Source organism: Streptomyces sp. NPDC057877 (genome assembly GCF_042796855.1).
In the GTDB taxonomy this organism is placed as follows: Bacteria; Actinomycetota; Actinomycetes; order Streptomycetales; family Streptomycetaceae; genus Streptomyces.
The window spans coordinates 604,510-630,363 of record NZ_JBHVMS010000006.1 but is presented as its reverse complement, the minus strand read 5'-3'; the positions used below and the strand labels follow the sequence as shown (position 1 = coordinate 630,363).

26 protein-coding genes and 1 riboswitch are annotated in these 25,854 nt (G+C 71.5%); of the genes, 10 read left to right on the top strand and 16 right to left on the bottom strand.

Annotation, left to right across the window (positions count from 1 at the left end; genetic code table 11):
- The first annotated feature begins 33 nt into the window (after window positions 1-33).
- From ACFVQG_RS21410 to ACFVQG_RS21400, 3 genes are all read left to right on the top strand, one after another.
- A complete protein-coding gene (locus tag ACFVQG_RS21410; protein ID WP_383385441.1) occupies window positions 34-639 on the top strand; it encodes an RNA polymerase sigma factor in 606 nt (201 codons plus the stop codon).
- Window positions 632-1,480, top strand: coding sequence for a hypothetical protein (locus ACFVQG_RS21405; protein ID WP_383385438.1), 849 nt, complete (start codon window positions 632-634; stop codon window positions 1,478-1,480). The genes ACFVQG_RS21410 and ACFVQG_RS21405 overlap by 8 nt, the downstream gene beginning before the upstream one ends.
- Window positions 1,481-1,596: 116 nt before the next feature.
- On the top strand, window positions 1,597-2,328 hold the full coding sequence (locus ACFVQG_RS21400; RefSeq protein WP_383385435.1) for a hypothetical protein: 732 nt from the start codon (window positions 1,597-1,599) through the stop codon (window positions 2,326-2,328).
- A 28-nt stretch (window positions 2,329-2,356) separates the two neighbouring features.
- Here ACFVQG_RS21400 and ACFVQG_RS21395 read toward each other — a convergent pair whose 3' ends face one another.
- Entirely contained in the window at window positions 2,357-3,805 is a 1,449-nt protein-coding gene (locus ACFVQG_RS21395) for a glycine hydroxymethyltransferase (RefSeq protein ID WP_383385432.1), read from the bottom strand.
- Window positions 3,806-3,849: 44 nt separating this feature from the next.
- A riboswitch (ZMP/ZTP riboswitch) is annotated at window positions 3,850-3,937 on the bottom strand.
- Between the two features lie 139 nt (window positions 3,938-4,076).
- On the opposite strand from ACFVQG_RS21395, the gene rocD reads away from it, so the two are divergent.
- The 3 genes from rocD (at window position 4,077) to ACFVQG_RS21380 (ending at window position 7,140) form a co-directional block, all read left to right on the top strand.
- Window positions 4,077-5,282, top strand: coding sequence for an ornithine--oxo-acid transaminase (gene rocD, locus ACFVQG_RS21390; RefSeq protein ID WP_383385429.1), 1,206 nt, complete (start codon window positions 4,077-4,079; stop codon window positions 5,280-5,282).
- A 70-nt stretch (window positions 5,283-5,352) separates the two neighbouring features.
- Window positions 5,353-6,366, top strand: coding sequence for a tryptophan--tRNA ligase (gene trpS / locus ACFVQG_RS21385; RefSeq protein WP_383385426.1), 1,014 nt, complete (start codon window positions 5,353-5,355; stop codon window positions 6,364-6,366).
- A 183-nt stretch (window positions 6,367-6,549) separates the two neighbouring features.
- Window positions 6,550-7,140, top strand: a complete 591-nt coding sequence (locus tag ACFVQG_RS21380) for a 2'-5' RNA ligase family protein (protein ID WP_383385423.1) — start codon at window positions 6,550-6,552, stop codon at window positions 7,138-7,140.
- Here the strand turns inward: ACFVQG_RS21380 and ACFVQG_RS21375 are convergent.
- Both ACFVQG_RS21375 and ACFVQG_RS21370 read right to left on the bottom strand, forming a co-directional pair.
- Window positions 7,134-7,910, bottom strand: coding sequence for a decaprenylphospho-beta-D-erythro-pentofuranosid-2-ulose 2-reductase (locus ACFVQG_RS21375; protein WP_383385420.1), 777 nt, complete (start codon window positions 7,908-7,910; stop codon window positions 7,134-7,136). The genes ACFVQG_RS21380 and ACFVQG_RS21375 overlap by 7 nt on opposite strands.
- Before the next feature lie 33 nt (window positions 7,911-7,943).
- Window positions 7,944-9,296 (bottom strand): FAD-binding protein, encoded by a 1,353-nt coding sequence (locus ACFVQG_RS21370; protein WP_383385417.1) that lies wholly within the window; start codon window positions 9,294-9,296, stop codon window positions 7,944-7,946.
- Window positions 9,297-9,454: 158 nt separating this feature from the next.
- Between ACFVQG_RS21370 and ACFVQG_RS21365 the strand changes: the two genes are divergently transcribed.
- Window positions 9,455-10,390: a YihY/virulence factor BrkB family protein gene (locus tag ACFVQG_RS21365; protein ID WP_383385414.1), complete on the top strand. Its 936-nt coding sequence runs from the start codon at window positions 9,455-9,457 to the stop codon at window positions 10,388-10,390.
- Here the strand turns inward: ACFVQG_RS21365 and ACFVQG_RS21360 are convergent.
- Window positions 10,338-11,645: a D-alanyl-D-alanine carboxypeptidase family protein gene (locus tag ACFVQG_RS21360; protein WP_383385411.1), complete on the bottom strand. Its 1,308-nt coding sequence runs from the start codon at window positions 11,643-11,645 to the stop codon at window positions 10,338-10,340. The genes ACFVQG_RS21365 and ACFVQG_RS21360 overlap by 53 nt on opposite strands.
- A 91-nt stretch (window positions 11,646-11,736) precedes the next feature.
- Here ACFVQG_RS21360 and ACFVQG_RS21355 point away from each other — a divergent pair, with 91 nt between their 5' ends.
- Window positions 11,737-11,976: an SCO4848 family membrane protein gene (locus ACFVQG_RS21355; protein ID WP_383385408.1), complete on the top strand. Its 240-nt coding sequence runs from the start codon at window positions 11,737-11,739 to the stop codon at window positions 11,974-11,976.
- 93 nt (window positions 11,977-12,069) lie between these two features.
- A complete protein-coding gene (locus ACFVQG_RS21350) occupies window positions 12,070-13,362 on the top strand; it encodes a metallophosphoesterase (RefSeq protein WP_383385406.1) in 1,293 nt (430 codons plus the stop codon).
- A 133-nt stretch (window positions 13,363-13,495) separates the two neighbouring features.
- Here ACFVQG_RS21350 and ACFVQG_RS21345 read toward each other — a convergent pair whose 3' ends face one another.
- Entirely contained in the window at window positions 13,496-14,980 is a 1,485-nt protein-coding gene (locus ACFVQG_RS21345) for an ATP-binding protein (RefSeq protein WP_383385403.1), read from the bottom strand.
- On the bottom strand, window positions 14,977-15,666 hold the full coding sequence (locus ACFVQG_RS21340) for a response regulator transcription factor (protein ID WP_383385400.1): 690 nt from the start codon (window positions 15,664-15,666) through the stop codon (window positions 14,977-14,979). Before ACFVQG_RS21340 ends, ACFVQG_RS21345 begins: the two co-directional genes overlap by 4 nt.
- 147 nt (window positions 15,667-15,813) lie before the next feature.
- Between ACFVQG_RS21340 and ACFVQG_RS21335 the strand changes: the two genes are divergently transcribed.
- Entirely contained in the window at window positions 15,814-18,249 is a 2,436-nt protein-coding gene (locus ACFVQG_RS21335) for an MMPL family transporter (protein WP_383385397.1), read from the top strand.
- Here the strand turns inward: ACFVQG_RS21335 and ACFVQG_RS21330 are convergent.
- The 10 genes from ACFVQG_RS21330 to ACFVQG_RS21285 form a co-directional block, all read right to left on the bottom strand.
- Window positions 18,246-18,995 (bottom strand): TetR/AcrR family transcriptional regulator, encoded by a 750-nt coding sequence (locus tag ACFVQG_RS21330; protein WP_383385394.1) that lies wholly within the window; start codon window positions 18,993-18,995, stop codon window positions 18,246-18,248. The two genes, ACFVQG_RS21335 and ACFVQG_RS21330, sit on opposite strands and share 4 nt — an antisense overlap.
- A gap of 14 nt (window positions 18,996-19,009) precedes the next feature.
- Window positions 19,010-19,993, bottom strand: a complete 984-nt coding sequence (locus ACFVQG_RS21325) for a trypsin-like serine peptidase (RefSeq protein ID WP_383385392.1) — start codon at window positions 19,991-19,993, stop codon at window positions 19,010-19,012.
- Between the two features lie 103 nt (window positions 19,994-20,096).
- A complete protein-coding gene (locus ACFVQG_RS21320; RefSeq protein WP_383385389.1) occupies window positions 20,097-20,588 on the bottom strand; it encodes a thiol-disulfide oxidoreductase DCC family protein in 492 nt (163 codons plus the stop codon).
- The gene (locus tag ACFVQG_RS21315; RefSeq protein ID WP_383385386.1) at window positions 20,585-20,980 is read right to left on the bottom strand and encodes a hypothetical protein; all 396 of its coding nucleotides are present in this window, start codon (window positions 20,978-20,980) and stop codon (window positions 20,585-20,587) included. Before ACFVQG_RS21315 ends, ACFVQG_RS21320 begins: the two co-directional genes overlap by 4 nt.
- A 108-nt stretch (window positions 20,981-21,088) precedes the next feature.
- Entirely contained in the window at window positions 21,089-21,514 is a 426-nt protein-coding gene (locus ACFVQG_RS21310; RefSeq protein ID WP_383385383.1) for a VOC family protein, read from the bottom strand.
- Window positions 21,515-21,614: 100 nt separating this feature from the next.
- Window positions 21,615-22,376 carry a succinate dehydrogenase iron-sulfur subunit gene (locus ACFVQG_RS21305; RefSeq protein WP_383385380.1) on the bottom strand — a complete coding sequence of 254 codons (762 nt, stop codon included), beginning with the start codon at window positions 22,374-22,376 and terminating at the stop codon, window positions 21,615-21,617.
- The gene (gene sdhA / locus ACFVQG_RS21300) at window positions 22,376-24,130 is read right to left on the bottom strand and encodes a succinate dehydrogenase flavoprotein subunit (protein ID WP_383385376.1); all 1,755 of its coding nucleotides are present in this window, start codon (window positions 24,128-24,130) and stop codon (window positions 22,376-22,378) included. Before sdhA ends, ACFVQG_RS21305 begins: the two co-directional genes overlap by 1 nt.
- Before the next feature lie 19 nt (window positions 24,131-24,149).
- A complete protein-coding gene (locus tag ACFVQG_RS21295; protein WP_383385373.1) occupies window positions 24,150-24,632 on the bottom strand; it encodes a succinate dehydrogenase hydrophobic membrane anchor subunit in 483 nt (160 codons plus the stop codon).
- Window positions 24,633-24,637: 5 nt separating this feature from the next.
- Window positions 24,638-25,018, bottom strand: coding sequence for a succinate dehydrogenase, cytochrome b556 subunit (gene sdhC / locus ACFVQG_RS21290; protein ID WP_383385370.1), 381 nt, complete (start codon window positions 25,016-25,018; stop codon window positions 24,638-24,640).
- Window positions 25,019-25,250: 232 nt separating this feature from the next.
- Window positions 25,251-25,808, bottom strand: coding sequence for a 2-oxo-4-hydroxy-4-carboxy-5-ureidoimidazoline decarboxylase (locus ACFVQG_RS21285; protein WP_383385368.1), 558 nt, complete (start codon window positions 25,806-25,808; stop codon window positions 25,251-25,253).
- Window positions 25,809-25,854: the final 46 nt, after the last annotated feature.

Below are 25,854 nucleotides of genomic sequence, written 5' to 3'. Positions count from 1 at the left end.
CGGGAGGGGGGCCGCATCGTCGATGAGGCCGCGGTGATCGCACGCGTACGCGCCGGAGAGCCGGAGGCGTACGCGGAGCTGGTGCGCGCCCATACGGGCATCGCACTGCGGGCGGCCACCGCGCTCGGGGCGGGAGCGGACGCGGAGGACGTGGTGCAGCAGGCCTTCGTCAAGGCGTACTGCGCGCTGGGCCGGTTCAGGGACGGCGCGGCGTTCAAGCCGTGGCTGCTGTCGATCGTCGCCAACGAGGCGAGGAACAGCATGCGCACGGCGGCCCGGCAGCGCACGCTCGCGGGCCGGGAGGCGGCGTACGTTGAGGCCGAGCCGCTGATACCCGAGTCCGCGGACCCGGCGGTCGCCACCCTGGAGACCGAGCGCCGCGCGGCCCTGCTGTCCGCCCTGGAGCAGCTGGGCGAGGAACACCGCCTGGTCGTCACCTACCGCTATCTGCTGGAGATGGACGAGTCCGAGACGGCCGAGGCCCTCGGCTGGCCCCGTGGCACGGTGAAGTCCCGGCTGAACCGCGCCCTGCGCAAGCTGGGCCGACTGCTGCCGGACTTCGAGCCTCGGGGAGGACGGGGAGGACCTGAAGGACGGGGAGGACGGGGAGGACGGGAAGGGGGTGACGAGGGTGAGTGAGGGGCGCGAGCCGGACCGCGAGGGTGCCTCCCGGCTGCCGGAGGAGCTGCGGGCGCTGGGGCGGTCGCTGGACCGGCCCGGGGACGGCGCGGCGGAGTCGATGGTCGAGCGGGTGCTGGAGCGGATACTGGCCGAGCAGGTGCCGGTGCCGGAGCCGGTCGGCGGCGCCGCGGATGCCGGTGCGCGGCTGCGGCAGGTGCGGCGGTGGACGCGGGCGCGGTGGCGTTCGCTGACGGCGCTGCTGTGCGGGCTGCTGACGGTGCTCGTGCTCACGCCCCCGGTGCGGGCCGCGGTCGTCGACTGGTTCGGCTTCGGCGGCATCGAGGTGCGCTACGACCCCTCGGCGCCGCCGCCCACCCCCGCCGAGGTGCCCGGCTGTGGCCGGTCGGTGTCGCTGGCCCGGGCCGAGCGTGAGGCGGGGTTCCGGCCGGTGGTGCCGGACGCGCTGGGCGCTCCGGACGCGGTGTCGGTGAGCCGGGAGCCGCAGGGGCGGTTCCTGGTGACCCTGTGCTGGCGGGAGCGGGGGCGCACGATACGGCTGGACGAGCACCCGGCCCGCCTCGACGTCGGCTTCGCCAAGACGGTGCGGGAGCAGCCGCAGTGGCTCCAACTCGGCGACGACCCTTCGAATCCGGCCCTGTGGTTCGCCCGCCCGCACCGGCTGGCCTACTGGCTGGTGGACCCGGACGGCGACCTGTACACCCGCGTCAAGCGCACCGCGGGCCCGACGCTGCTGTGGACCCGTTCCGCCCCGGAGGGCGGCGTGGTGACGCTGCGGCTGGAGGGCGTGCCGTCGGAGGAGCGGGCGGTGGAGATCGCGAGGTCCGTTCCGCGGCCGTAGGAAGTCGGGGCGGGGTGGGAACCCCGGCGGGCCGGGCGGTGTACCAGAAGTGACACGCGGCCCGCGGACGGGCCGCGAGGGTTCAGGGGATCACTCGGCAGGGGGCTGGTATGGGCATGCTCGTGCGACGTGGGGAGAGCTGGTCGGCGCGTCAGCTGGCGTCGGTGGTGACGGCGTTGGTGCTGTCATGGCTGGTGGTGTGGTGGTGTGCGCCGGGCGCGGCGGCCGGTGGGCCGACGAGCGCGCTCGTGGTGTCGCCGGAGAGCCGTGAGACGGCGGCTCTGTACTACTCCGACAAGGAGTACGCCGAGTTGGACCGCCTGCTGGGCGAGCGGGCCGGGGGCAGCGCGGAGCGGCCCTCCGACTCCGAGCTGGTGAGGTCCAGGCAGATCAATGTCACCTGGATGGTGCACGACATAGACCCCTGGCGGATGAGCCGCGTCCATGTCCCCGCCGGGGGTTCGTCCCTCTGGATCCACACCTCGACCAACCCCCCGCAGTGGACCGGCGCCTGGCATCGCGCCAAGCAGCCCGCCGAGCTGCGGGCCCTGCTGGAGCGGCTCGGGGTGATGGGGACGGCCAAGGACCCGGCGGCGGCCCCGCCCGCACCCGAGAGCACCGAGACGGCCGCGGCGGGTCAGCCGGGCGGGACGGTCACCGCATCGCCCTCCCTGGCCGCCGCCTCCGCGACGGACGGCCGGGGCGGTGGGGACGACGGCTGGTGGTGGGCCCTGCCGGGCGCGGCAGCCGGTGCCGTACTGGCGTTGCTGCTGCGCCCGCTCGCGGTGAACCGCTCGCACCGGCCCCGGCCGGAGCCGGGACCGAGGCAGGAGCTACGGGATGTGTGACCGGATGCCCGACGGGCCCGGTGAGGGCTCAGCCGAGGTCGATCTCGGGGTACAGCGGGAAACCGGCGACCAGGTCGGTGGCCCGGCGGGAGATCTCGACGGCGGTCTTCGGGTCGATGACGTGCTGGGCCTTGGAGGGCGTGCCCTTGCTGGTGGTGCCGGGCTCGGTGGTGGTCAGGACGCGGTCGATGAGACCGGCGACCTCGTCCATCTCGGCGGTGCCCAGACCACGGGTGGTCAGGGCGGGGGTGCCGATGCGGATGCCGGAGGTGTACCAGGCGCCGTTGGGGTCGGCCGGGATGGCGTTGCGGTTGGTGACGATGCCGGACTCGAGGAGGGCGGCCTCGGCCTGGCGGCCGGTGAGGCCGTAGGAGGAGGCCACGTCGATCAGGTTGAGGTGGTTGTCGGTGCCGCCGGTGACGAGCGTGGCGCCGCGCCGCATCAGCCCCTCGGCCAGCGCGCGGGAGTTGTCGACGATGCGCTGGGCGTAGCCGCGGAAGGAGTCCTGCCGCGCCTCCGCCAGGGCCACCGCCTTGGCCGCCATCACATGCGGGAGCGGGCCGCCGAGGACCATCGGGCAGCCCCGGTCCACCTGGTCCTTGAGGGAGTCGTCGCACAGGACCATGCCGCCGCGCGGGCCGCGCAGCGACTTGTGGGTGGTGGTGGTGACGATCTGGGCGTGCGGCACCGGGTCGAAGTCGCCGGTGAGGACCTTTCCGGCGACCAGACCGGCGAAGTGCGCCATGTCGACCATGAGGGTGGCGCCGACCTCGTCGGCGATCTCCCGCATGACGCGGAAGTTCACCAGCCGGGGGTAGGCGGAGTAACCGGCGACGATGATCAGCGGCCGGAACTCCCGGGCGGAGGTCCGCAGCGCCTCGTAGTCGATGAGGCCGGTGGCGGGGTCGGTGCCGTAGGAGCGTTGGTCGAACATCTTGCCGGAGATGTTCGGGCGGAAGCCGTGGGTGAGGTGGCCACCGGCGTCCAGGGACATGCCGAGCATGCGCTGGTTGCCGAAGGCCTGGCGCAGTTCGGCCCAGTCGGCGTCGGAGAGGTCGTTGACCTGGCGGACGCCCGCCTTCTCCAGCGCGGGGGTCTCGACGCGCTGGGCGAGGACGGACCAGAAGGCGACCAGGTTGGCGTCGATGCCGGAGTGCGGCTGGACGTAGGCGTGGCGGGCGCCGAAGAGTTCCCTGGCGTGCTCGGCGGCGAGGGACTCCACGGTGTCCACGTTGCGGCAGCCCGCGTAGAAGCGGCGGCCGATGGTGCCCTCGGCGTACTTGTCGCTGAACCAGTTGCCCATCGCCAGCAGGGTGGCCGGGGAGGCGTAGTTCTCGGAGGCGATCAGCTTGAGCATCTCGCGCTGGTCGGACACCTCCTGGCCGATGGCGTCGGCGACCCGCGGCTCCACGGCGCGGATCACATCGAGGGCGGCGCGGTAGGCGGTGGACTCGGGGGAGAGGGGCTGGTCTGGCATGTCGGCCTCCGGTCGGCGTGGCTTTTCGGCGTGGTCACGGTTCACGGTTCGGCCCAGGCGCACGGCACTCGCTCTCGCAGGCCGCTCCCCGATGGTCGGTCCCATCCCAGCGCGCCAGTCACGGCCCATGGATCAGCCTACCGGGCACGCCGTACGGGCAGGTTCCCTCGTCCAGCATGCGAGCGTGGCGGGAAAGGGGTAGGCCTGGTGTGCCGACTCGCGTTCTGGATCACCCTCTGGCCGACCTTCCGGCTGACCTCGTGGAGCTGCCGTGACCGCTACGGAAGACCTCATCGCCGCCGCCGAGGCGCACAGCGCGCACAATTACCATCCGCTGCCGGTGGTCGTGTCCACGGCCGACGGGGCGTGGATGACGGATGTGGAGGGACGCCGGTACCTGGACCTGCTGGCCGGTTACTCGGCGCTCAACTTCGGGCACGGCAACCGTCGGCTGCTCGACGCGGCGCGGGCCCAGCTGCAGCGGGTGACGCTGACGTCGCGGGCCTTCCACCACGACCGGTTCCCGGCGTTCTGCGCCCAACTGGCCGAGCTGTGCGGCATGGAGACGGTGCTGCCGATGAACACCGGCGCGGAGGCCGTGGAGACGGCGGTGAAGACGGCCCGCAAATGGGGGTACCGGATCAAGGGCGTGCCCGCGGAGATGGCGAAGATCGTGGTGGCGGGCGGCAACTTCCACGGCCGCACGACCACGGTGATCAGCTTCTCCACCGACCCGGAGGCCCGCGCCGACTACGGGCCGTACACGCCCGGCTTCGAGATCGTGCCGTACGGCGATCTCACGGCGATGCGGCAGGCGCTCGCGGAGAACACGGTGGCGGTGCTGCTGGAGCCGATCCAGGGCGAGTCGGGGGTGATCGTCCCGCCGGAGGGCTATCTCCCGGCGGTGCGGCGGCTGACCCGCGAGCGGAACGTGCTGTTCATGGCGGACGAGATCCAGTCGGGCCTCGGCCGCACGGGACGGACCTTCGCCTGCGAGCACGAGGGCGTGGTGCCGGATGTGTATGTGCTGGGCAAGGCGCTCGGCGGCGGCATCCTGCCGGTGTCGGCGGTGGTGTCGTCGGCGGAGGTGCTCGGGGTGTTCCGGCCCGGCGAGCACGGCTCGACCTTCGGCGGGAACCCGCTGGCCTGCGCGGTGGCGCTGGAGGTGATCGCGATGCTGCGCTCCGGCGAGTACCAGGCGCGCGCCACCGAGCTGGGCGCACACCTGCACCGGGAACTGCACGCCCTCGCCGACACCGGCCGGATCACGGCGGTGCGGGGCCGCGGCCTCTGGGCGGGCGTGGACATCGCCCGCGCGTACGGCACGGGCCGCGAGGTCTCCGAGCGCCTCATGGACCGGGGCGTCCTGGTCAAGGACACCCATGGCTCGACGATCCGTATCGCGCCCCCGCTGGTGATCAGCGAGGAGGACCTGGACTGGGGGCTGGACCAGCTGCGGGTGGTGCTGGCGGGGTAGACCCGAGCGCCCCGTGGGAGGGGAATCCCCATGCCCCAGAAGGGCCGCGGGCAATGAGAGAATGATGAGCATGGCCTCTGACCGACCTCGCGTGCTCTCCGGAATCCAGCCCACCGCAGGCTCGTTCCACCTCGGCAACTACCTCGGCGCCGTCCGCCAGTGGGTGGCGCTCCAGGAGACCCACGACGCGTTCTACATGGTCGTCGACCTGCACGCGATCACGGTCCCGCAGGACCCGAAGGAGCTGCGGGCCAACACCCGGCTCGCCGTGGCCCAGCTGCTGGCCGCGGGCCTGGACCCCGAGCGGTGCACGCTGTTCGTCCAGAGCCATGTCCCCGAGCACGCCCAGCTCGGCTGGATCATGAACTGCCTCACCGGCTTCGGGGAGGCCAGCCGGATGACCCAGTTCAAGGACAAGTCCGCCAAGCAGGGCGCCGAGCGCGCGTCGGTCGGGCTGTTCACCTACCCGGTCCTCCAGGTCGCCGACATCCTGCTGTACCAGGCCAACGAGGTGCCGGTCGGTGAGGACCAGCGCCAGCACATCGAGCTGACCCGCGACCTCGCCGAGCGGTTCAACGGGCGCTTCGGTGAGACCTTCACCATCCCCAAGCCGTACATCCTCAAGGAGACGGCGAAGATCTACGACCTCCAGGACCCGTCGATCAAGATGAGCAAGTCGGCGTCCACGCCGAAGGGCCTCATCAACCTCCTCGACGACCCCAAGGCCACCGCGAAGAAGGTCAGGAGCGCGGTCACCGACACCGACACCGTCATCCGCTACGACGCGGAGAACAAACCCGGTGTGAGCAACCTCCTCTCCATCTACTCCACCCTCACCGGGGCGGGAATCGGCGAACTGGAGGAGAAGTACACGGGGAAGGGCTACGGTGCGCTCAAGACGGACCTCGCCGAGGTCATGGTCGACTTCGTGACGCCGTTCCGGGAGCGCACCCAGCAGTATCTGGACGACCCGGAGACGCTCGACTCGATCCTGGCCAAGGGCGCGGAGAAGGCCCGCGCCGTCGCCGCGGAGACGCTGGCGCAGGCGTACGACAAGGTGGGCTTCCTCCCGGCCAAGCACTGAGCGCCGGAGCGGTCCGCCTCTCACCCCCCCACACCCGTGCACCAGCGCGCCACGGTGCACCGGACAGCGCTGCACATCACTCCGGCTGCGCCTGCCCCGAGCATGGCCGTGGCCGTACAGTCGAAAGCCGGACGGCCGTACCAGCGGCCGCCCCTGCTCACCACCAGGACGACAGGAGACGACGTGGGGACCGTAACGATCGGGGTGTCGATCGCGGTCCCGGAGCCGCACGGCAGCCTGCTCCAGCAGCGGCGCGCGGGCTTCGGCGACGCCGCGGCTCACGGCATCCCCACGCATGTCACCCTGCTGCCGCCGACGGAGGTCGACGACGCGCTGCTGCCCGCGATCGAGACGCATCTCACCGAGGTCGCGGCGGCCGGGCGCCCCTTCCCGATGCGGCTGTCCGGCACCGGCACCTTCCGGCCGCTGTCACCGGTGGTGTTCGTGCAGGTCGTGGAGGGCGGCGACGCCTGCGCCTGGCTCCAGAAGCAGGTCCGGGACGCCTCCGGGCCGGTCGCCCGGGAGCTGCAGTTCCCCTACCACCCGCATGTCACCGTGGCCCACGGCATCCCCGAGGAGGCCATGGACCGGGCCTACGAGGAACTCGCCGACTACGAGGCCGAGTGGCCCTGCACCGGGTTCGCCCTCTACGAACAGGGCGCCGACGGTGTGTGGCGCAAGCTGCGGGAGTTCACCTTCGGCGGCCCGGTGGTGCCCCCGCAGGCCTCGGCGCCCGCGGAACGCGGCAGCACCCAGCGCGCCGACCGCTACTGAACCGGCAGCCGCCGGAACACCCCGCGGGGCAGGTGCCGCAGCGCCGACATCAGCAGCCGTAGCGAGCCCGGCACCCACACCGTCTCCGAGCGGCAGCGCAGCCCCAGCTCGATGGCCGTGGCGACGGCCTCCGGGGTGGTGGCGAGCGGCGCCTCGGGCAGACCGCCGATCAGCTTCGAGCGGGCGGCTCCGGGACGCAGCACCACTCCGGGGCGTACGACCATGACGTGCACGCCGGTGCCGTGCAGCGCGTCGCCCAGGCCCTGCGCGAAGGTGTCCAGGCCCGCCTTGCTGGAGCCGTAGATGAAGTCGGCGCGCCGGGCCCGCTCACCGGCGACGGACGACAGCACCACCAGGGAGCCATGCCCCTGCGCCTGGAGTGCGCGGGCGCTCACCAGGCTCGCGGAGACCGCGCCGGTGTAGTTGGTCTGCGCGACCCGGACCGCGCTCGCCGGGTCCCGCTCGTCGTGCGCCTGGTCGCCGGGGACACCGAAGGCGAGCAGCACCAGGTCGACGTCGCCCTCGGCGAAGACCTTGCCGAGCACCGTCTCATGGGATTCCGGGTCGAGGGCGTCGAAGGCGACGGTGTGCACCTCGGCACCCCGCGCGCGCAGTCGTCCGGCCGCCGCTTCCAGGGCCGGGGAGGGGCGCCCGGCCAGCCACACCGTGCGGGTGCGGCGGGTGATCAGACGGCGGGCGGTGGCCAGGGCGATCTCGGAGGTACCGCCGAGCACGAGCAGGGACTGGGGCAGACCGAAGGCGTCCTTCACGACGACAACTCCTTGGCGGGGGGAGGGAAGAGGTCAGAGACCGAGGCGGCGGGACAGGTCCGAGGTGAACAGGGCGCGCGGGTCCAGTTCCGCGCGCAGGGCGCGGAAGTCGGCCAGGCGCGGATACATCGCGGCGAGCAGGTCGGGCCGCAGCCGCGCGTCCTTGGCCAGGCAGACCCGTCCGCCCGCCCGGGCGACCTCCTCGTCCAGCGCGTCGAGGAACGCGGCGAGTCCGGGCAGCCCCGGGGGCAGATCGAGGGCCAGCCCCCAGCCGGGCACGGGGAAGGACAGCCAGCCCGGGTCGGCCTCGCCGAAGCGGGTGAGGACCGCCGGGAAGGACGGGCAACGGCGCCCGGACACCCAGCGCACGATCCGGCGCAGGGTCTCCTCCTCGCCGTAGGGGAGGGCGAACTGGTAGCGGACGGCGCCGCCGCGGGCCCCGTCCCCCGGGCGGAAGAAGGCGGGGACGCGGGCCCCGTCCCCCGGGTGGAAGAAGGCGGGGACGCGGGCCCCGTCCCCCGGGTGGAAGAAGGCGGGGACGCGCTGGAGGCGGCCGGTGCGGGCGCGGGGTGCCGCGCGGTACCACAGCTCGTTGCGCAGGCTCATGGCGTGGCGGCCGAGCAGGCCCGCCGGAAGCCGGGGGCGGGTGCGGAGGGCCGCCCCGGGGGCCAGTGCGTCCCGCCACGCGCGCGTGCCCCCGCGCAGGGCCGTCGGCGGTGCGTGGTCGGCGCGGGTCAGCACCGCGCGGCCCGTCGCCGCGCCCCGCGCCAGCGGGTCGATCCGGGCGGACGTGTACGGGTGGCCGGTGGCGGTCATCCGGGTCAGCAGATCGTCGAGGTCGGTGGCGCGTTCGGTGTCGACGGACATCAGGGCCGTCTCGACCGGCTGGAGCCGCAGGGTCGCGGTGAGGATCACCCCGGTCAGGCCCAGGCCGCCGGTGGTGGCGTCGAACAGGTCGGTGCCCGGGAGCGCGCTCACGATCCGGCCGTCCGCGGTGAGCAGTTCCAGCGCCAGCACATGGCGGGCGAAGGAACCTGCGACGGGATGGTTCCGGCCGTGGACGTCGGCGCCGATGGCCCCGCCGACCGTCGTGGAGCGGGTGCCGGGCAGTACCGGCGGGAACCAGCCGAGCGGCAACAGCGCCTCCGCCAGCCGGTGCAGGGGCACGCCCGCGTCGCACAGCACGGTCCCGTCGTCGGCGTCGACGGCGTGGATGCGGTCCAGGCCGGTCATGTCGAGCACCGCGCCGCCCGCGTTCCGCGCGGCGTCCCCGGGGGCCCGTCCCAGGCCCCGCGCGATGCCCCCACGGGCCCCGCAGCGCTGGACGGCGGTCACGGTCTCCTCGTACGTCCGGGGCCGGATCAGTCGAACGGTGTCGGCAGACATGCCGGTGACCGTATCGCCCATACCGGGACGATCAGGTGTGAAACGCTGACGGTCCTGGTCAGGGCGGCAGCATTCCCCCGTTCCGGGGCACCCGCACCGGTACCTGGATCCGGGCCACCCGGAACATCGGGCTCCCGGAAGGAGGGCAGAGTCGGATCATGGACTGGCTGAAGAACCTCCCCGTCGTCGGACCCTGGGCCACGCGCCTGATGGACACGCACGCGTGGCGGTCGTACGAACGGCTGGACCGGGTGAAGTGGACGCGGCTGGCCGCCGCGATGACGTTCACCAGCTTCGTCGCGCTGTTCCCGCTGCTCACCGTCGCCGCGGCCGTCGCCGCGGGCACGCTCAGCGCCGCCCGGCAGCAGGAGCTGGAGGACAAGATCGCCGAGCAGGTCCCGGGCATCTCCGACCAGTTGAACATCGACAGCCTGGTCGACAACGCCGGGACCATCGGTCTCATCGCGGGCGTCCTGCTGCTGGTCACCGGCATCGGCTGGGTCGGCTCGACCCGGGAGTGCCTGCGCGCGGTGTGGGAACTGCCGGACGAGGAGGACAACCCGCTGCTGGGCAAGGCCAAGGACGCGGGCATCCTGGTCGGCCTGGGCGGCGCCCTGCTGGTCACCCTGGTGGCGTCCGCCGTCGCCTCCGCCACCGTCGGCTGGTCGGCCCGCCAACTCGGCCTGGAGGAACAGGGCTTCGGGAGCGTCCTGCTGCAGATCGCCGCGTTCGCCGTCGCCGTGCTCGCCGACTTCCTGCTCCTGCTCTACGTCCTCACCCTGCTGCCCGGCGTCCAGCCGACCCGGCGTCGGCTGATCGTCGGCGCGCTGGTCGGGGCGATCGGGTTCGAGCTGCTGAAGCTGCTGCTGAGCGGCTATATGCAGGGCGTGGCCGCGAAGAGCATGTACGGCGCGTTCGGGGTGCCGGTCGCGCTGCTGCTGTGGATCAACTTCACCTCGAAGCTGGTGCTGTTCTGCGCGGCCTGGACGGCGACGCCGAGCAAGGAGACCGACGACGCCGGGCACCCCGACGAGGACCGCGTCAGGGACGATTCCGGCGACGCACCAGATCGGGCAGCGGCCAGCGGCGGTTGACCAGAAACGCACCCCCCGCGAGCAGCACCAGCAGCCCCCCGGTGATGGCCAGGGCTATCCCGATGCCGCTGGAGCCCGACGTCCGGGCGCTCGCCACCGGCTTGCCCGACGCGTTCCCGGCGCCCGCGCCACCGGCCTCCCCGGAGGCGTTGGCACCCGGCTGGGCGCTCGGCTGCCCGTCGCCCCCGGCCGTGTCGGCGCCCTTCGGCGGCACCAGCTCACCCACCGGCTCGACCTTCCCGGCCGCCTTGAAACCCCAGTCGAACAGGCGCGCGGTCTCCTTGTAGACCTGGTTGTACTCGTCCTTCTGCGGGTTCATCACCGTGACGAGCAGCACCTTGCCGTCGCGTTCGGCGACCCCGGTGAAGGTCGCGCCCGCGTTGGTGGTGTTGCCGTTCTTGACGCCCGCGATGCCCTCGTACTGGGAGATGCCGACGTCGCCGGTCAGCAGCCGGTTGGTGTTCTGGATCTCGAAGGTCGACCGGACCTTCTTCCCCTTCTTGTTCTTCTTCGTCTCGCCCGGGAACTTGGCCCGAAGCGTCGAGCAGTACTCGCGGAAGTCCTTCTTCTGCAGCCCGGAACGGGCGATCAGCGTCAGGTCGTAGGCGGACGAGACCTGTCCGGGCGCGTCATAGCCGTCCGGGCTGATCACATGCGTGTCGAGGGCCTGCAACTCCTCGGCGTGCTCGTTCATCTCGTCGACGGTGTTCTTGACACCGCCGTTCATCGCGGACAGCACATGCACGGCGTCGTTGCCCGAGCGCAGGAAGACCCCCAGCCACAGGTCGTGGACGGTGTAGGTCTCGTCCTCCTTTATGCCCACCATGCTGGAGCCGGAGCCGATGCCCGCCAGGTCGGACGGGGCCACCTCGTGCTCGGTCGTCCTCGGGAACTTCGGCAGCAGCGTGTCGGCGAACAGCATCTTCAGGGTGCTCGCCGGGGCCAGCCGCCAGTGCGCGTTGTGCGCCGCGAGCACCTCGCCGGACTCGGCGTCGGCGACGACCCAGGACCGCGCGGAGAGGTCCTTGGGCAGCACCGGCACCCCGGAGGCGAGGTTGACCTGGGTGCCCGCGCGACCCAGCTGCTCACCGCCCACGGTCGACATGTTCGCCGGGGGCGTCACCGAGGCGCTCGGTGACGGCTTGGGCGCGGCGAGCGCGGCGGGTGCCGTCACCGAGAGGGACAGCGAAAAGGACAACAAGGCGGCGGAAGTGACCAACAGGGATCGCCTGGAGGCCTTCATGGGTGCGGGCACGACCGAGAACGTACCTGGCACCCGTCGGGAAGTCCCACCCCGGTCCCCACCCCGGCCAAGGATCCGGACACCGCGCGGTGATACTGAACGTATGAAACTCAGCCGCCCCGTCTCCTGGTTCCTGCTCGCTTTCGGGGCGTGGAGCTGGGTCATCTGGGTCACTTTCGTCAACAACCTGATCAAGGACAGCAGTGGGCTCGCGTTCGACGACGGGAGTCCGACGGCCTATTTCTGGGTCCATCTGGTGCTGGCCGTCGCCTCCTTCGTATGGGGGACTGTTATTGGCGGCATCGGGTTGCGCGGTGTGCGCACACTGCGCCGTACGTCATAGCGGTGTGCGCACACCGCGCCGTACGTCATGGCGGTGTGCACACACCCCGCCGTACGTCATAGCCGAGCGTCCTAGCCGAGGAGTACTCAACTCGTGGTGATCGTCTTCCTGCTGGTGGCGCTGGCCGTCCTGGTGACGGGCAACTGGTACCTGTGGCGCCGTCTGTTCCGCGACACCACCCGCGCCCCGGGCCCCGTCCGCCGCGCGGGCGCGGTGCTGATCGCGGGCGGCTGGGTGCTGGCCATCGGCACCCTCGTCGCCGAGCGCACGGGCGCGCCGTTCTGGCTCCAGCGCACGCTCGCCTGGCCGGGCTTCCTGTGGCTCGCGCTGTCGGTCTACCTGCTGCTCACGGTGCTCGCCGGGGAGGCGGTACGACCGCTGCTGCGGCGGTTCCTGGAGCGGCGGGCGCGGGACCGGGCGCCCGCCGTCCCCGCCGTCGCGGCGGGGATACCGCGGCCGGAGCCGGTACCGGCGGGCGGGGGGCCGTCGGAGGCCGAGCGGGAGCCTGAGGGTGAGCGCGAGCGGACGGCCGAGGGTGAGCCGGAGGCCACCGTTCCCGACCCCTCCCGCCGTCTGTTCGTCTCCCGGGTCGTCGCGGGCACCGCCGCCGTGGTGGCCGCCGGGACCGTGGGGGCCGGGACCTACGGCGTGCTGAACGGGCCGAGTGTGAAGCGCGTCACCGTGCCGCTGGCCAAGCTGCCGCGCGCGGCGCACGGGTTCCGGATCGCGGTCGTCAGCGACATCCACCTCGGGCCGGTGCTGGGACGGGGCTTCGCCCAGAAGGTCGTCGACACCATCAACTCCACGCAGCCCGACCTCATCGCCGTCGTCGGTGACCTCGTCGACGGCAGCGTCAAGGACCTCGGACCGGCGGCGGCGCCCCTGGCCCAGCTGTCCGCGCGGCACGGGGCGTACTTCGTCACCGGTAACCACGAGTACTTCTCCGGCGCGGAGGAGTGGGTCGACGAGGTGCGCCGTCTGGGCCTGCGCCCGCTGGAGAACGCGCGCACCGAGCTGCCGCACTTCGATCTCGCCGGGGTCAATGACGTGGCGGGCGAGGAGGAGGGGCAGGGCCCCGACTTCGCCAAGGCGCTCGGGGACCGGGATCGGGCCCGTGCGTGTGTGCTGCTCGCGCATCAGCCGGTGCAGATCCATGACGCCGTCGACCACGGGGTGGACCTTCAGCTCTCCGGGCACACGCACGGGGGGCAGCTGTGGCCGGGCAGTCTTCTCGCGGCGGCGGCGAACCCGACGGTGGCGGGGCTGGAGCGGTACGGGGACACGCAGCTGTATGTGACGCGGGGGGCCGGGGCCTGGGGGCCGCCTACGCGGGTGGGGGCGCCGTCTGACATCACCGTCGTGGAACTGGCCTCGCGTCAGGCCTGAAGCGCGGCGGCGTGAGGGCTGGCCGGGGGTGGGTGTCGCTCGCCGCGCTGGCGGGTGCCGCTGCGCCCACCCGTGCCGCCCTGCGGCACGACTGCCCGCGGCTATGCGGCTATGCGGCTATGTAGCTGTGCGGCTACGAACGCCCCGCCCCCGCCCCCACCGGCAAGGTGACCGTCACCCTCAACCCCGCCCCCGGTGCCGTCCGTACCTCCACCCGGCCCCCGTGGGCCCGTACGACGCCCTGCACGATGGCCATGCCCAGGCCGCTGCCCGCCGCGCCGCCCGCGCGGAAGAAGCGGTCGAAGATGCGGGCGGCGTCCTCGGGGCAGAGGCCGGGGCCCTCGTCGGCGACGTAGAGGTGGACGCGGCCGTCGGCGGCGCGTTCGACGCCGAGGCGTACCGGGACGTCGACGGGGGTGTGCACCCGGACGTTGCCCAGCAGGTTGCCGAGTATCTGGCGGAGGCCGGACTCGTCGGCGTGCACCAGGAGGGAGCCCTCGGCGTCGACGGTGACGGGGCGCCCCGGCTGCTGGACGCGGAAGTCCTCGCTGGCCTCGCGCACCAGACGGCTCAGGTCGACGTTGCGGAAGCGCAGTTCGGGCTGCTGGTCCAGGCGGGCCAGGGTGAGCAGCTCGTCGACCAGGCGCCCCATGCGGTCCGCCTCCGCCATCACCCGCGCCCAGGCCCGCTTGCGGTCGTCCGGGTCGCTCAGCATGCCCTTGTCGTACAGCTGGAGATAGCCGCGTATCGCGGACAGCGGGGTGCGCAGCTCGTGCGAGGCGTCCGCGACGAACCGGCGCAGCTGGGTCGCGCTGCGCTCGCGCGTGCGGTACGCCGACTCCACCTGGTGGAGCATGGAGTTCAGCGCCACCCGCAGTTGCTCCACCTCCAGGGTGGGGTCGCGGCTCGAGGGCACCCGGCGGGTCAGGTCGCCCTCGGCGATCGCCGACGACGTCTCCACCATGTCCTCCAGGGGCCGCATCCGCCGCCCCACGCTGACCATCGTCAGCCAGGCCAGCAGCGCCAGCAGCGCCGTGCCCACGGCGAGATCCAGCTTCAGCGCCTTGGCCACGCCGGTGTGCAGGGCCTCGGTGGAGCTGGCGATCAGGATGTGGGTGCCGTCGGCGAGCCGGGTCGCGGTGGCCCGGTAGGGGGTGCCGTGCACGGTGATGTCCCGCGGATCGCGGTCCGCGGCCAGCGCGCGCGGGTCGTGCACCGCGGCGGCCAGCGCGCGCTGGGTGTCGCTCGGGGCGAACCCGGCGAACTCCCGCACCCGTCCGCCCCCGTCGACGGCGGTGACCACCGAGTCGGGCCGCGGCCGGTCCTCGGACGTCGGCGGCTGGATCCGCTCCCGCACCAGCGACAGCGCGCTGAAGGAGTCGATCTGCTCCTCGGTGAGCGCCAGCCCGCTCAGGGACTGCCGCATCTCCGACAGCTCGCTGTCGATCTGCGACAGCAGATAGTGCCGCATGCCCACCAGGCTCACCGCCGTCGCCACCACGATGCCCAGCGCGAGCAGCGCCACGTTCGTCAGCGTCAGCTTGGCGCGCAGCGAGTGCAGCCCGTGGCGTCGGCAGCGCCTGCGCCAGCCCGTCAGCGGCAGCCGTACGCCGGTCACGCGAGCCCGTATCCCACCCCGCGCCGGGTGGTGATCACCGGCGCGCCCAGGGCGTCGAGTTTGCGGCGCAGATAGCTGATGTAGGTCTCCACGACGGTCGACTCGGCCGGTGCGTGCTCGTACTGCCAGACGTGCCGCAGCAGTTGCTCCTTGGACACGGTCCGGCCGCCGTTGCGCACCAGGAACCGCAGCAGCGCGTACTCGGTCGGGGTGAGCTGGACCGTCTTGTCCGCGCGGTGCACCGAGTACGTCGTCTCGTCCAGCTCCAGATCGCCGTACCGCAGGGGCGGGCGCTGGGGGAGGACGTCGGCCGGGCGGGTGCGGCGCAGCACCGCGGTGATCCGGGCGACGACCTCGTCGATGTTGAACGGCTTGGTGATGTAGTCGTCGCCGAAGCCGAGCGCGCCGACGATCTCGGCGGGTGAGTCCCGCGCGGTGAGGAAGACCAGCGCCAGGTCCGGGCGGCGCTGGCGCAGTTCACGCCCCAGGGCACGGCCGTCGCCGTCCGGGAGCATGACGTCGAGCAGGGCGGCGTCGGGCCGGGTGCGCTCGGCGAGCGCCAGCGCCTCGCGGACCGAGCCCGCCGTCATCACCTCGAACCGGTGGTAGCGCAGGGCGATGGCGAGCACGTCCGCGATGGACTCCTCGTCCTCCACGACCAGCACGGTGCCGGGAACCGTCGTCATGCCCCCAGTATCGGCGGCCCCACTGACAGTCGCCCCCGCCTTCGCTTTGGAGTTCCTTGAGAGTCATGCCCACCAGGTGTCCACGCGCGCGTGCCGCCCCCAATTCTGTTGGCCAGGACCTGGGGGACCAACCGGATCGAAGGAGCGATGAACGTGGCGGCATTGGCACGGTGGTGTTTCAGGCACCGGCTGGTGGTCCTGTTGCTGTGGGTGGGGACGCTGTTCGGGCTGGGCTTCACGGCCTCGACGGCGGGAACGGACTACGCGAACGTCTTCTCCCTGCCGAACACGGACTCCAAGACGGCCTACGACCTGATGGAGAAGGCGTTCCCGGAGCGCGCGGGCGACACCGACACGGTGGTGTGGAAGACCGAGGACGGCTCGGTGCGCGACGAGGACGTACGGTCCCGCCTGGAGCCCGCGCTCGAGGAGATCGGGCGCATGGACGGCGTCGGCGAGGTCGCGAGCCCGTACGCGGGTGAGCGGGGCGCCGCGCAGATCAGCCAGGACGGGCGGATCGCCTACGCCCAGATCACCTTCCGGGAACAGGCCAACGCCATTCCCAAGGAGCTGATCGAGGACGTCGTGGACACCGCGCGGGCCGCGGAACGCGACGGACTGCAGGTGGAGCTGGGCGGCCAGGCGATCGCCCGCACCCAGGAGCCGCCCGCCGGCACCGCCGAACTGGTCGGCATCGTCGCCGCGGCGGTCGTGCTGTTCCTCGCGTTCGGTTCGCTGTTCGCGATGCTGCTGCCGCTGGTGGTGGCGATCGCGGGCGTCGGCACCGGCATGCTCGCCACGATGGCGCTCAGCCATGTCACCAACGTGCCCGAGGTGGCCCCGCTGCTCGGCTCGCTGATCGGCCTCGGCGTCGGCATCGACTACGCCCTGTTCATCGTCACCCGGCACCGGCGCGGCATCCTGCGCGGCGCGCAGCCGGAGGACGCGGCGGTCACCGCCCTCAACACCTCCGGCCGGGCGGTGCTGTTCGCGGGCGGCACGGTCTGTATCGCGCTCGCGGGCATGCTGGTGATGAACCTGCGGTTCCTGGACGGCGTCGTCATCGCCACCTCCCTCACGGTGGTGCTCAGCGTCCTGGCCGCCGTCACCCTGCTGCCCGCGCTCCTCGGCCTGCTCGGCATGCGGGTGCTCAGCCGCCGTCAGCGCCGGAAGCTGGCCGCGGCGGGACCGGAGTCGGAGGAGGCGAGCGGGCTCGCGGCGCGCTGGTCGGTGACCGTCCAGAAGCGTCCGCGCTCCATCGCCACACTGGCCGTCGTCATCATGGCGGTGCTCGCGCTGCCCGTGCTGTCGATCCGCCTCGGCGCCACCGACCAGGGCAACCACCAGGACTCCACGACCACCCGCCAGGCCTACGACCTGCTGGCCGAGGGCTTCGGCCCCGGCGTCAACGGGCCGCTCCAGGTCGTCGTCGAGGGCGAGGCGCCCGCCTCCCTGGTCTCCGGCATCGAGTCCACCGAGGGCGTCGCCCAGGTGGCCGCCGTACCGCCCGCGAACGGCATCTCGGTGATCAACGTGGTGCCGACGACGTCCCCGCAGTCCGAGGAGACGGACGCCCTGATCGACCGGCTGCGCGACGAGGTGATCCCGTCCGCGGGCGTCGAGGCCCATGTCGGCGGTGTCACGGCCGTCTTCAAGGACTTCGCGTCGGTGACCGGCGACCGGCTGCCGTACTTCATCGCGACGATCATCGCGCTGGGCTTCCTGCTGCTCCTGGTGGCCTTCCGTTCCCTGGTGGTGCCGCTGACGGCGGCGCTGATGAACCTGATCGCGGCGGCGGCGTCCTTCGGCGTCCTGGTGGCGATCTTCCAGTGGGGCTGGGGCACGGAACTCCTCGGCATCGGCAAGGAGGGCCCGATCACGGCGTTCCTGCCGGTCATCATGTTGTCCCTGCTGTTCGGCCTCTCCATGGACTACCAGGTGTTCCTGGTGAGCCGGATGCACGAGGAGTGGGTGCACACCCGGGACAACGCCCGTGCCGTCCGGGTGGGCCTCGCCGAGACCAGCCGGGTCATCAACTGCGCCGCGCTCATCATGATCTGTGTGTTCTCCGCGTTCGTCCTCAGCGGCGACATGGAGGGCGCGATGGCGGGCATCGGCCTCGCCGCGGCGGTCGCACTGGACGCGTTCATCCTGCGTACGGCGCTGGTCCCGGCCGCGATGCACATGCTCGGCAACTCCAACTGGTGGCTGCCGGTCTGGCTGGAGAAGCGGCTGCCGCACCTCGCGGTGGAGCCCCGGGAGGACGCGGTCGAGGAGCCCGCCGCGGCCGAGGACGGCGGCACCTCGGTGATCCACGGCTTCATCCGCACCGCCGACGGCGACCCGGTGGCCGACGCCTCGGTCACCCTGCTGTCCAAGGGCGGACGCCAGCTCGACCGGGTGACCTCCCTGGCCGACGGCTCCTACATCCTCTCCGTCCCGGCGCCGGGCTCCTACGTCCTCGCGGCGACGTCCTCGGGGCACGGCTCACGCGCACGGCACGTGGTCGTGGACGGTGAGCCGGTGGTCTTCGACGTGGAGCTGACGGAGGTCTCGGAGGGGGAGGTGGACGCGGTCAACTAGCGTTCCGGGCGGGGGGACCGGTCGGCTTCCGGTCCCCCCTTCGTCATCCCCGGCAGGAAGTCCGTGAACAGCTCGTGCACCTCGCGCACGAGCGGTCGCAGTACCCGGAACCGGGCCAGCGCCACCCCCCGCGCGGTCAGCCGGGCGCCCCTCTCCGCCAAGCGGTAGCTCCGCTTCCGGCCCTCCGTCCGGTCGAAGATCCAGTACAGGACGAGGCCCATCTGGGAGAGCCACATCAACTCGGGGAGGATGTCGCGCAGTTCCTCCGGGACCTTGGTCTTCGTCGCGCCCCTGAGGACCTCGTGGTGGACCGAGATGGCCTCCACGCGCGCGTGCTCCGACTCCGGGGAGAAGGGGCTGAGGGGGCTGTCGGGGTCGGCGGCGTTCTTGAAGAACTGGACGGCGAACTGGTGGTAGGGCCCGGCGACGTCCAGCCAGGCCTTCAGGACGCCCGCGAGCCGGGCCTCCAGGTCGCTCTCGCGGGCCAGGACGTCCCGGACCGCCACCTGGTGCTCGGCGGCGATCCGGTCGTAGAAGCCCTGGATCAGGTGTTCCTTGCCCTCGAAGTAGTAGTAGGCGTTCCCCACGGAGACGCCCGCCTCCTTGGCGATGGCCCGCATCGTGGTCTTGTCGTAGCCGCGCTCCTGGAACAGCCGCATCGCCGTCTCCAGGATCAGGGCGCGGGTCTGCTCGGACTTGCTGGGCGCGGCACCCTCTGCGGGGCCTTCTGCGTTCTTCGCGGGCACGGGGCGAGCCTAGTTCAGGACGACTGTGCGGCCTGGTAGAGGTTCTGGGCGTCGGTGCCGAAGTACGGGCCGTACATCCGGTTCGGCAGGAAGTTGTACTTGAAGCTGTTCACCGAGGAGAGCAGCCCGGTGCCCGTGGACTCGTCGAACCGGGTGAACCAGGGGCCGCCGCTCGAACCGCCGGTCATGTTGCACGTCATGCCGTGGTCGTTGGAGAGCAGGAAGTCCCGGCTGGTGTTGCCGGAGCAGTGGATGAACTTCTCGCCGTCGTAAGGGGCGGCGGCCGGGAAGCCGAAGGCGTACATCGGCAGGTTGTAGCCGGTGTTGAAGGCCAGCCCCTGCCCGCCGACGACATCCGTCAGCGGCCGTCCGTCCAGCGGGGCGACGACCGCGGCGCCGATGTCGTAGTTGATGTCCTCGCTGGCCGTCCACTGGGGTGTGGCGAGCGTCCTGGTGGCGGTCCAGCGGCCGTGTGGGGCCTGGCCGTCGTGGTAGCCGGGGACGAAGACCCAGTTGGTGTGCCAGGCGCCCTCCAGCTTCACGCAGTGGCCCGCCGTGATCACGGTGCTCCTGTTGGCGCTGGTGACGGCGTTTCCGGAGCAGGACGCCGTACGCCCCTGGTAGGTGAAGAACACCCGTCCGGCCGTGGCGACGACCGCCCCGCCGCCGGACCAGGCGGCCCCGCCGCTGGGGAAGGCCTGGGCGCCGACGTCGGTGGGCGCCACGGTCGTCCGGGCGCCGGTACGCGGTGCCGCGCCGCCCTCGAAGTGCCCGTCCGCGGTGAGCAGATCGAGCGGCGCCGCCGCCCGCATCCGGGCCGGGGTCCAGAAGTCCCGGGCCCGTTCCTGCGCGGCGGCGCTGACCTCGGTGCCGGGGCCCGGCGTGGGGGCGGCGCCCGCGGGGGTGGCGAGCGCGCCGGTGGTGACCAGTGCGGTGACGCCCACCAGGGCGCCGAGGAGGGAGCGGGGTATGCGGGACACGCGGGGTATGCCTCTCACGCGTACTCCTTCTGCGGTGGGGGGAGCCGAGCGTTCGAACCGTCCAGCAGCGTCCCACCTGAGCGGAATTTTGGAAGAGTGCATGCCAAGCCAAACGCCGACGCTAGACGGACGAGCACGACCCGTCGTCGCACCGCGGCCCGTCGAACGTCCAGCCCCGGCTCGCGTCGTACCCCCAGCCCTCCCCGCGCCGGTACGCCCCACCGCCCCACCGCGCCTCGCGCCACTTGGCGGCGGCCAGGACCGCGCCCTTCGCGAAGACCGCCCCGGTCGGTGTGGACAGCCGGTGGGCGAGGGGGCGGTGCTCGCGCAGCGCCCACAGGACGACGATCCAGGCCGCCGCCGACCGGTAGACCTGACCGGAGTCGCCCACGACGGTGATCTCGTCGAGGGTCGAGCGCTGGTCGAGGCCCGGGAACCGCCGGGCGGCCTCCCCGGAACCCGCCGGGACCAGGTCCAGCGGCACCAACTGCCGCTGCCGTACGAGCCAGTCGCGCACATGGGCGCACAGGGAGCACCGGGCGTCGTAGAGGACGGTGAGGCGGTGGACCGGGACACCGCGGGCGTCCCGGTCCGGGGCCGTCGTGGCCGTCATGCCTGGGCCCAGCCCTGTGGCGCGACCGGCGGCACCTGCTCGCGCTCCATCACCCCGCGGCGCCGGATCCTGTTGAGGACGTAGACGTTGCCGAGGTGCATCACGCCGAGCACCAGCAGCACCACGCCCAGCTTGGTCGACAGGGTCTCGAAGATGCCGCGGGTGTCGGTGATCGTCTCGTCACCGCTCAGGTACAGGGCGACGAAGCCCAGGTTGACGAGGTAGAAGCCGACGACCAGCAGGTGGTTGACGGCGTCGGCGAGCTGTTCGTTGCCGTGCAGCACGTCGGAGAGGAAGATCCGCCCGTTGCGGCTGAGCGTGCGGGCCACCCAGACCGTCAGGGAGATGCTGACGACCAGGTAGATGACGTAGGCGATGACCGTGCGGTCCATGCCCCCACCCCTTCTTGAACGCGTTCAAAACGCTGACAGGGATGACTGTAGAGCGAGTTTTGAACGTGTTCAACTCAATGGGCGGTCCTCGGAGTGAGGGCTGCGTCACTACGCCACGGGATGCGTCCGTCTCCGCCCGAGCGCCGGGCGCTTGGAGTAGTCCGTGAAGCCGACGACGTTCCCCCACGGGTCGGCGACCTCCACCGTCCACCCGGTGACCGCCGGGAACGGCTCGTCCAGCGGCGCGATGCCCGCGGTGGCCAGCTCCCGCGCCGTCGCACGCGCGTCCGGCACCTCCAGCCACACCCGGGGCGAGGCCCACGGCGGCGGACGGTGGCCCAGCGCCTCCTCGTGCCGCAGCAGGATCCCGGGCGTCTCGCCGCCGACCTTCAGCAGCGCGATCCCCGCCTCGTCGAACCGGAACGCCACCGAGAACCCGGCGCGCTCGTAGAACTCCACGGCCTGACCCAGGTCCCCGACCGGCAGCAGCACGTTGTCGAACCCGAGCAGTTCGTACGACTCGTCATCTGACATGGCATCAGGTTAGGCGGGAGGGCACGCCCCTTCGCCCGGGCACGCCGAAGGGCCCGCCTCCCGGGGGAAGCGGGCCCTTCACGGACGTACCGAACGGGTGTCAGTAGCGGCGCGTGATGAGCGCCTTCTTCACCTCGGCGATCGCCTTGGTGACCTCGATACCGCGCGGACAGGCGTCCGTGCAGTTGAACGTCGTACGGCAGCGCCACACGCCGTCCCGGTCGTTGAGGATCTCCAGCCGCTGCTCGCCCGCCTCGTCACGCGAGTCGAAGATGAAGCGGTGCGCGTTGACGATCGCGGCCGGGCCGAAGTACTGGCCGTCGTTCCAGAACACCGGGCACGACGACGTGCACGCGGCGCACAGGATGCACTTGGTGGTGTCGTCGAAGCGCTCGCGGTCCTCGGCGGTCTGCAGGCGCTCGCGCGTCGGCTCGTTGGTGTCCTTCGTGATCAGGAAGGGCATCACGTCCCGGTACGCCTGGAAGAACGGCTCCATGTCGACCACGAGGTCCTTCAGGACCGTCAGGCCCTTGATGGGCTCGACCGTGATCGGCTTCTCCGGGTTGATGTCCTTGATCAGCGTCTTGCAGGCCAGCCGGTTCTTGCCGTTGATCCGCATGGCGTCCGAACCGCAGATGCCGTGGGCGCAGGACCGGCGGAAGGTCAGCGTGCCGTCCAGCTCCCACTTGATCTTGTGGAGGCCGTCGAGGACCCGCTCCTTGGGGTCGATCTCCAGCGCGAAGTCCTCCCAGGTGGCCTCCGCCGAGACCTCCGGGTTGAAGCGCCGGACCCGGAAGGTGACCGTGATGTAGGGGGACGCCGCGGACGCGGCCTCGGCCTTGTCCAGAACAGGGGTAGCCATCAGTACTTACGCTCCATCGGCTGGTAGCGGGTCTGGACGACCGGCTTGTAGTCGAGACGGACGGTTTCGGACCCGTCGGCGCCGACCTCGCGGTACGCCATGGTGTGGCGCATGAAGTTGACGTCGTCGCGGTTGGGGTAGTCCTCGCGGTAGTGACCGCCGCGGGACTCCTTGCGGGCCAGGGCGGAGACCGCCATGACCTCGGCCAGGTTGAGCAGGTTGCCCAGCTCGATGGCCTCGAGGAGGTCCGTGTTGAACCGCTTGCCCTTGTCCTGGATCGCCACGTTCCTGTAGCGCTCCCGCAGCTCGGCGATCTTCTCGACCGCCGTCTTGATCGTCTGCTCGGTGCGGAACACCATGACGTTGGCGTCCATGGTCTCCTGCAGCTCCTTGCGGAGCGTCGCCACCCGCTCGGTGCCCGTGGAGTTGCGCAGGTTCTCCACCTGCGTCCGCACGAACTCCGCCGGGTTCTCCGGCAGCTCGACGAAGTCCGCCTGCTGCGAGTACTCGGCGGCGGCGATGCCCGCCCGCTTGCCGAACACGTTGATGTCCAGCAGCGAGTTGGTGCCCAGCCGGTTGGCGCCGTGCACCGACACGCACGCGACCTCGCCGGCGGCGTACAGGCCCGGGACGACGGTGGTGTTGTCCGCGAGCACCTCGCCCTCGACGTTGGTCGGGATGCCGCCCATCGCGTAGTGCGCGGTCGGCTGGATCGGGATCGGGTCGGTGTACGGCTCGATGCCCAGGTAGGTGCGGGCGAACTCGGTGATGTCCGGGAGCTTGGCGTCCAGCTGCTCCGGCGGCAGGTGGGTCAGGTCCAGGTAGACGTGGTCGCCCTCGGGACCGCAGCCGCGGCCCTCGCGGATCTCCGTGTAGATGGACCGCGATACGACGTCACGGGACGCCAGGTCCTTCATCACCGGCGCGTACTTCTCCATGAAGCGCTCGCCGTCCTTGTTGCGCAGGATGCCGCCCTCACCGCGGGCGCCCTCCGTCAGCAGGATGCCCATGCGCCAGATGCCGGTCGGGTGGAACTGGAAGAACTCCATGTCCTCCAGCGGCAGACCCCGCCGGTACACGGCCGCCTGGCCGTCACCGGTCAGCGTGTGCGCGTTCGACGTCACCTTGAAGAACTTGCCGCAGCCGCCGGACGCGTAGATCACGGCCTTCGCCTGGAAGACGTGGATCTCGCCGGTGGCCAGCTCGTACGCCACCACACCGGCCGACTTCCGGACGCCGTCGACCTCGGTGATCAGCTGGTCCAGGACGTAGAACTCGTTGAAGAACTCCACGCCCTCCTTGACGCAGTTCTGGTACAGCGTCTGGAGGATCATGTGACCGGTGCGGTCGGCCGCGTAGCAGGAGCGGCGCACCGGCGCCTCGCCGTGGTTGCGGCTGTGACCGCCGAAGCGGCGCTGGTCGATGGTGCCGTTCGGGGTCCGGTTGAACGGCAGGCCCATCTTCTCCAGGTCGAGGACCGAGTCGATGGCCTCCTTCGCCAGGATCTCGGCGGCGTCCTGGTCGACCAGGTAGTCACCGCCCTTGACCGTGTCGAAGGTGTGCCACTCCCAGTTGTCCTCCTCCACGTTGGCCAGCGCGGCGGCCATGCCGCCCTGCGCGGCGCCCGTGTGGGAGCGGGTGGGGTAGAGCTTGGTGAGCACCGCGGTGCGGCTGCGCTTCGTCGACTCGATGGCCGCGCGCATGCCCGCGCCACCGGCGCCGACGATGACGGTGTCGTACTTGTGGATCTTCATGATTCTCGCAGCCCCGTGCCTAGCGGATGTTCGGGTCGAAGGTGAAGATCACCAGCGTGCCCAGCAGGATGGTGAACACCGAGGCCGTATAGAGCAGGCCCTTCAGCCACAGCCGGGTGTTCGCGCGCTCCGCGTAGTCGTTGATGACCGTGCGCAGGCCGTTGGTGCCGTGCAGCATGGCGAGCCACAGCATCAGCAGGTCCCAGACCTGCCAGAACGGGCTCGCCCAGCGGCCCGCCACGAAGGCGAAGCCGATCTTCGACACGCCGCCGTCCAGCACCAGCTGGATGACCAGGTGGCCGATGACCAGGACGACCAGCACGACGCCGGACAGCCGCATGAACAGCCAGGCGGCCATCTCGAAGTTGCCGCGGCTGGACCTGGGGGTCTTCTTGGTGCGCTGGCGCGGGGCCTCGATCAGCGGCGCCGGGTTGTCGACGCTGTAGACGGGCGCGCCCTCGACGGGGCCCACGGCGGTGGCGGTGGTCTCAGTGGTGGACATGGGCGTCAGCTCCCGAACAGTTCACGAGCGGCGTGGCCGAGCACGGGGTAGATCGCCCCGGCCATGAGCACGACCCACAGGCCGACGACGGACCACATCATCTGCTTCTGGTAGCGCGCGCCCTTCGACCAGAAGTCGACGGCGATGACGCGGAGACCGTTGAGCGCGTGGAAGAGGATGGCGGCGACGAGGCCGTACTCGAGCAGAGCGACGATCGGCGTCTTGTACGTGGCCACGACCTCGTCGTACGCCTCGGGGGAGACACGGACGAGAGACGTGTCCAGGACGTGTACGAACAGGAAGAAGAAGATGAGGACGCCGGTGACTCGGTGAGCCACCCAGGACCACATTCCTTCCCGGCCGCGGTACAGCGTTCCAGCCGGCACGGAAAAACCCTCCGGGAGCGGGGATTGGGGCCGCGCCGGCTTTTCTGGTCGGTCGGGCCCGGCCGGGTACGGTCCACCGGCCCCCAGCATGGTAGCCATGCGCTGGCGCTGGGCTTAGCCCGGGTCTCGCGGTGTGATCAAACTGGCACGCGGATGGGGGATTCGCCGGTTATCTGTCGGGTGCGGATCGTTTGTGGCTGATCGCGCCCGCGCGGCGGTAGCCGCTCGTCGACTACAGCCCCGCGCCCCTGAGGGTGTCGCTCAGCCGTGTCTTCGCGAGGTGCCGGAGTTCGTCCGCCGTGACCGCCCGTTCCTCCTCCGGATCGTTTGCCAGGCGTGACCGGATGGCCTCCAGGACCCGGTCCAGGGTCCGTGCGGCGGGGATGTCACCCACATGGATGACGAAGAGGTGCCCGAATTTCGCCTCGTATGCCGCGTACGCGGCGTTCAGCGCGGTGTATGCCGCGTCGTATGTGTCCTCCGGCAGCGAGGGCAACGTTTCCCCCGCCAGCGCCTCCGCCAGATCGGCCGGGGTCAGGTCGTAGGCGGCCTCGTCGGAGGCGGCGAGGAGGGAGTCGAGGTCGGGGTAGGGGCGGTGGGTGGTGAGGCGGTGGGCCCAGCGGTGGCTGTGCAGGCAGGTGAGGAGGGTGCGCTGGAGGTCGGCGGCGGGGCTGCTGTTGAAGCGGTCCAGCGCGGGTATGGCGAGCTGTTTGGGGAGGTGTGTGGGCGTCACGGGTTTCGGCAGGGGCAGGTGTGGGAGATGTGCCGTCACGTTATCGAGAGTGGTCATGACGTGTCCGATGGATGCCCGAATTTCACCCGGACGGAAGAGTTTC

Coding starts and splice junctions, on each gene's coding strand:
- ACFVQG_RS21320 (WP_383385389.1), bottom strand. CDS start 20,588: ATGACGGCCACGACGGCCCCGGACCGGGACGCCCGCGGTGTCCCGGTC.
- ACFVQG_RS21315 (WP_383385386.1), bottom strand. CDS start 20,980: ATGGACCGCACGGTCATCGCCTACGTCATCTACCTGGTCGTCAGCATC.
- ACFVQG_RS21365 (WP_383385414.1), top strand. CDS start 9,455: ATGGACTGGCTGAAGAACCTCCCCGTCGTCGGACCCTGGGCCACGCGC.
- ACFVQG_RS21305 (WP_383385380.1), bottom strand. CDS start 22,376: ATGGCTACCCCTGTTCTGGACAAGGCCGAGGCCGCGTCCGCGGCGTCC.
- trpS (WP_383385426.1), top strand. CDS start 5,353: ATGGCCTCTGACCGACCTCGCGTGCTCTCCGGAATCCAGCCCACCGCA.
- ACFVQG_RS21340 (WP_383385400.1), bottom strand. CDS start 15,666: ATGACGACGGTTCCCGGCACCGTGCTGGTCGTGGAGGACGAGGAGTCC.
- ACFVQG_RS21370 (WP_383385417.1), bottom strand. CDS start 9,296: ATGTCTGCCGACACCGTTCGACTGATCCGGCCCCGGACGTACGAGGAG.
- ACFVQG_RS21285 (WP_383385368.1), bottom strand. CDS start 25,808: ATGACCACTCTCGATAACGTGACGGCACATCTCCCACACCTGCCCCTG.
- ACFVQG_RS21395 (WP_383385432.1), bottom strand. CDS start 3,805: ATGCCAGACCAGCCCCTCTCCCCCGAGTCCACCGCCTACCGCGCCGCC.
- ACFVQG_RS21355 (WP_383385408.1), top strand. CDS start 11,737: ATGAAACTCAGCCGCCCCGTCTCCTGGTTCCTGCTCGCTTTCGGGGCG.
- sdhA (WP_383385376.1), bottom strand. CDS start 24,130: ATGAAGATCCACAAGTACGACACCGTCATCGTCGGCGCCGGTGGCGCG.
- ACFVQG_RS21310 (WP_383385383.1), bottom strand. CDS start 21,514: ATGTCAGATGACGAGTCGTACGAACTGCTCGGGTTCGACAACGTGCTG.
- ACFVQG_RS21335 (WP_383385397.1), top strand. CDS start 15,814: ATGAACGTGGCGGCATTGGCACGGTGGTGTTTCAGGCACCGGCTGGTG.
- ACFVQG_RS21295 (WP_383385373.1), bottom strand. CDS start 24,632: ATGTCCACCACTGAGACCACCGCCACCGCCGTGGGCCCCGTCGAGGGC.
- ACFVQG_RS21400 (WP_383385435.1), top strand. CDS start 1,597: ATGCTCGTGCGACGTGGGGAGAGCTGGTCGGCGCGTCAGCTGGCGTCG.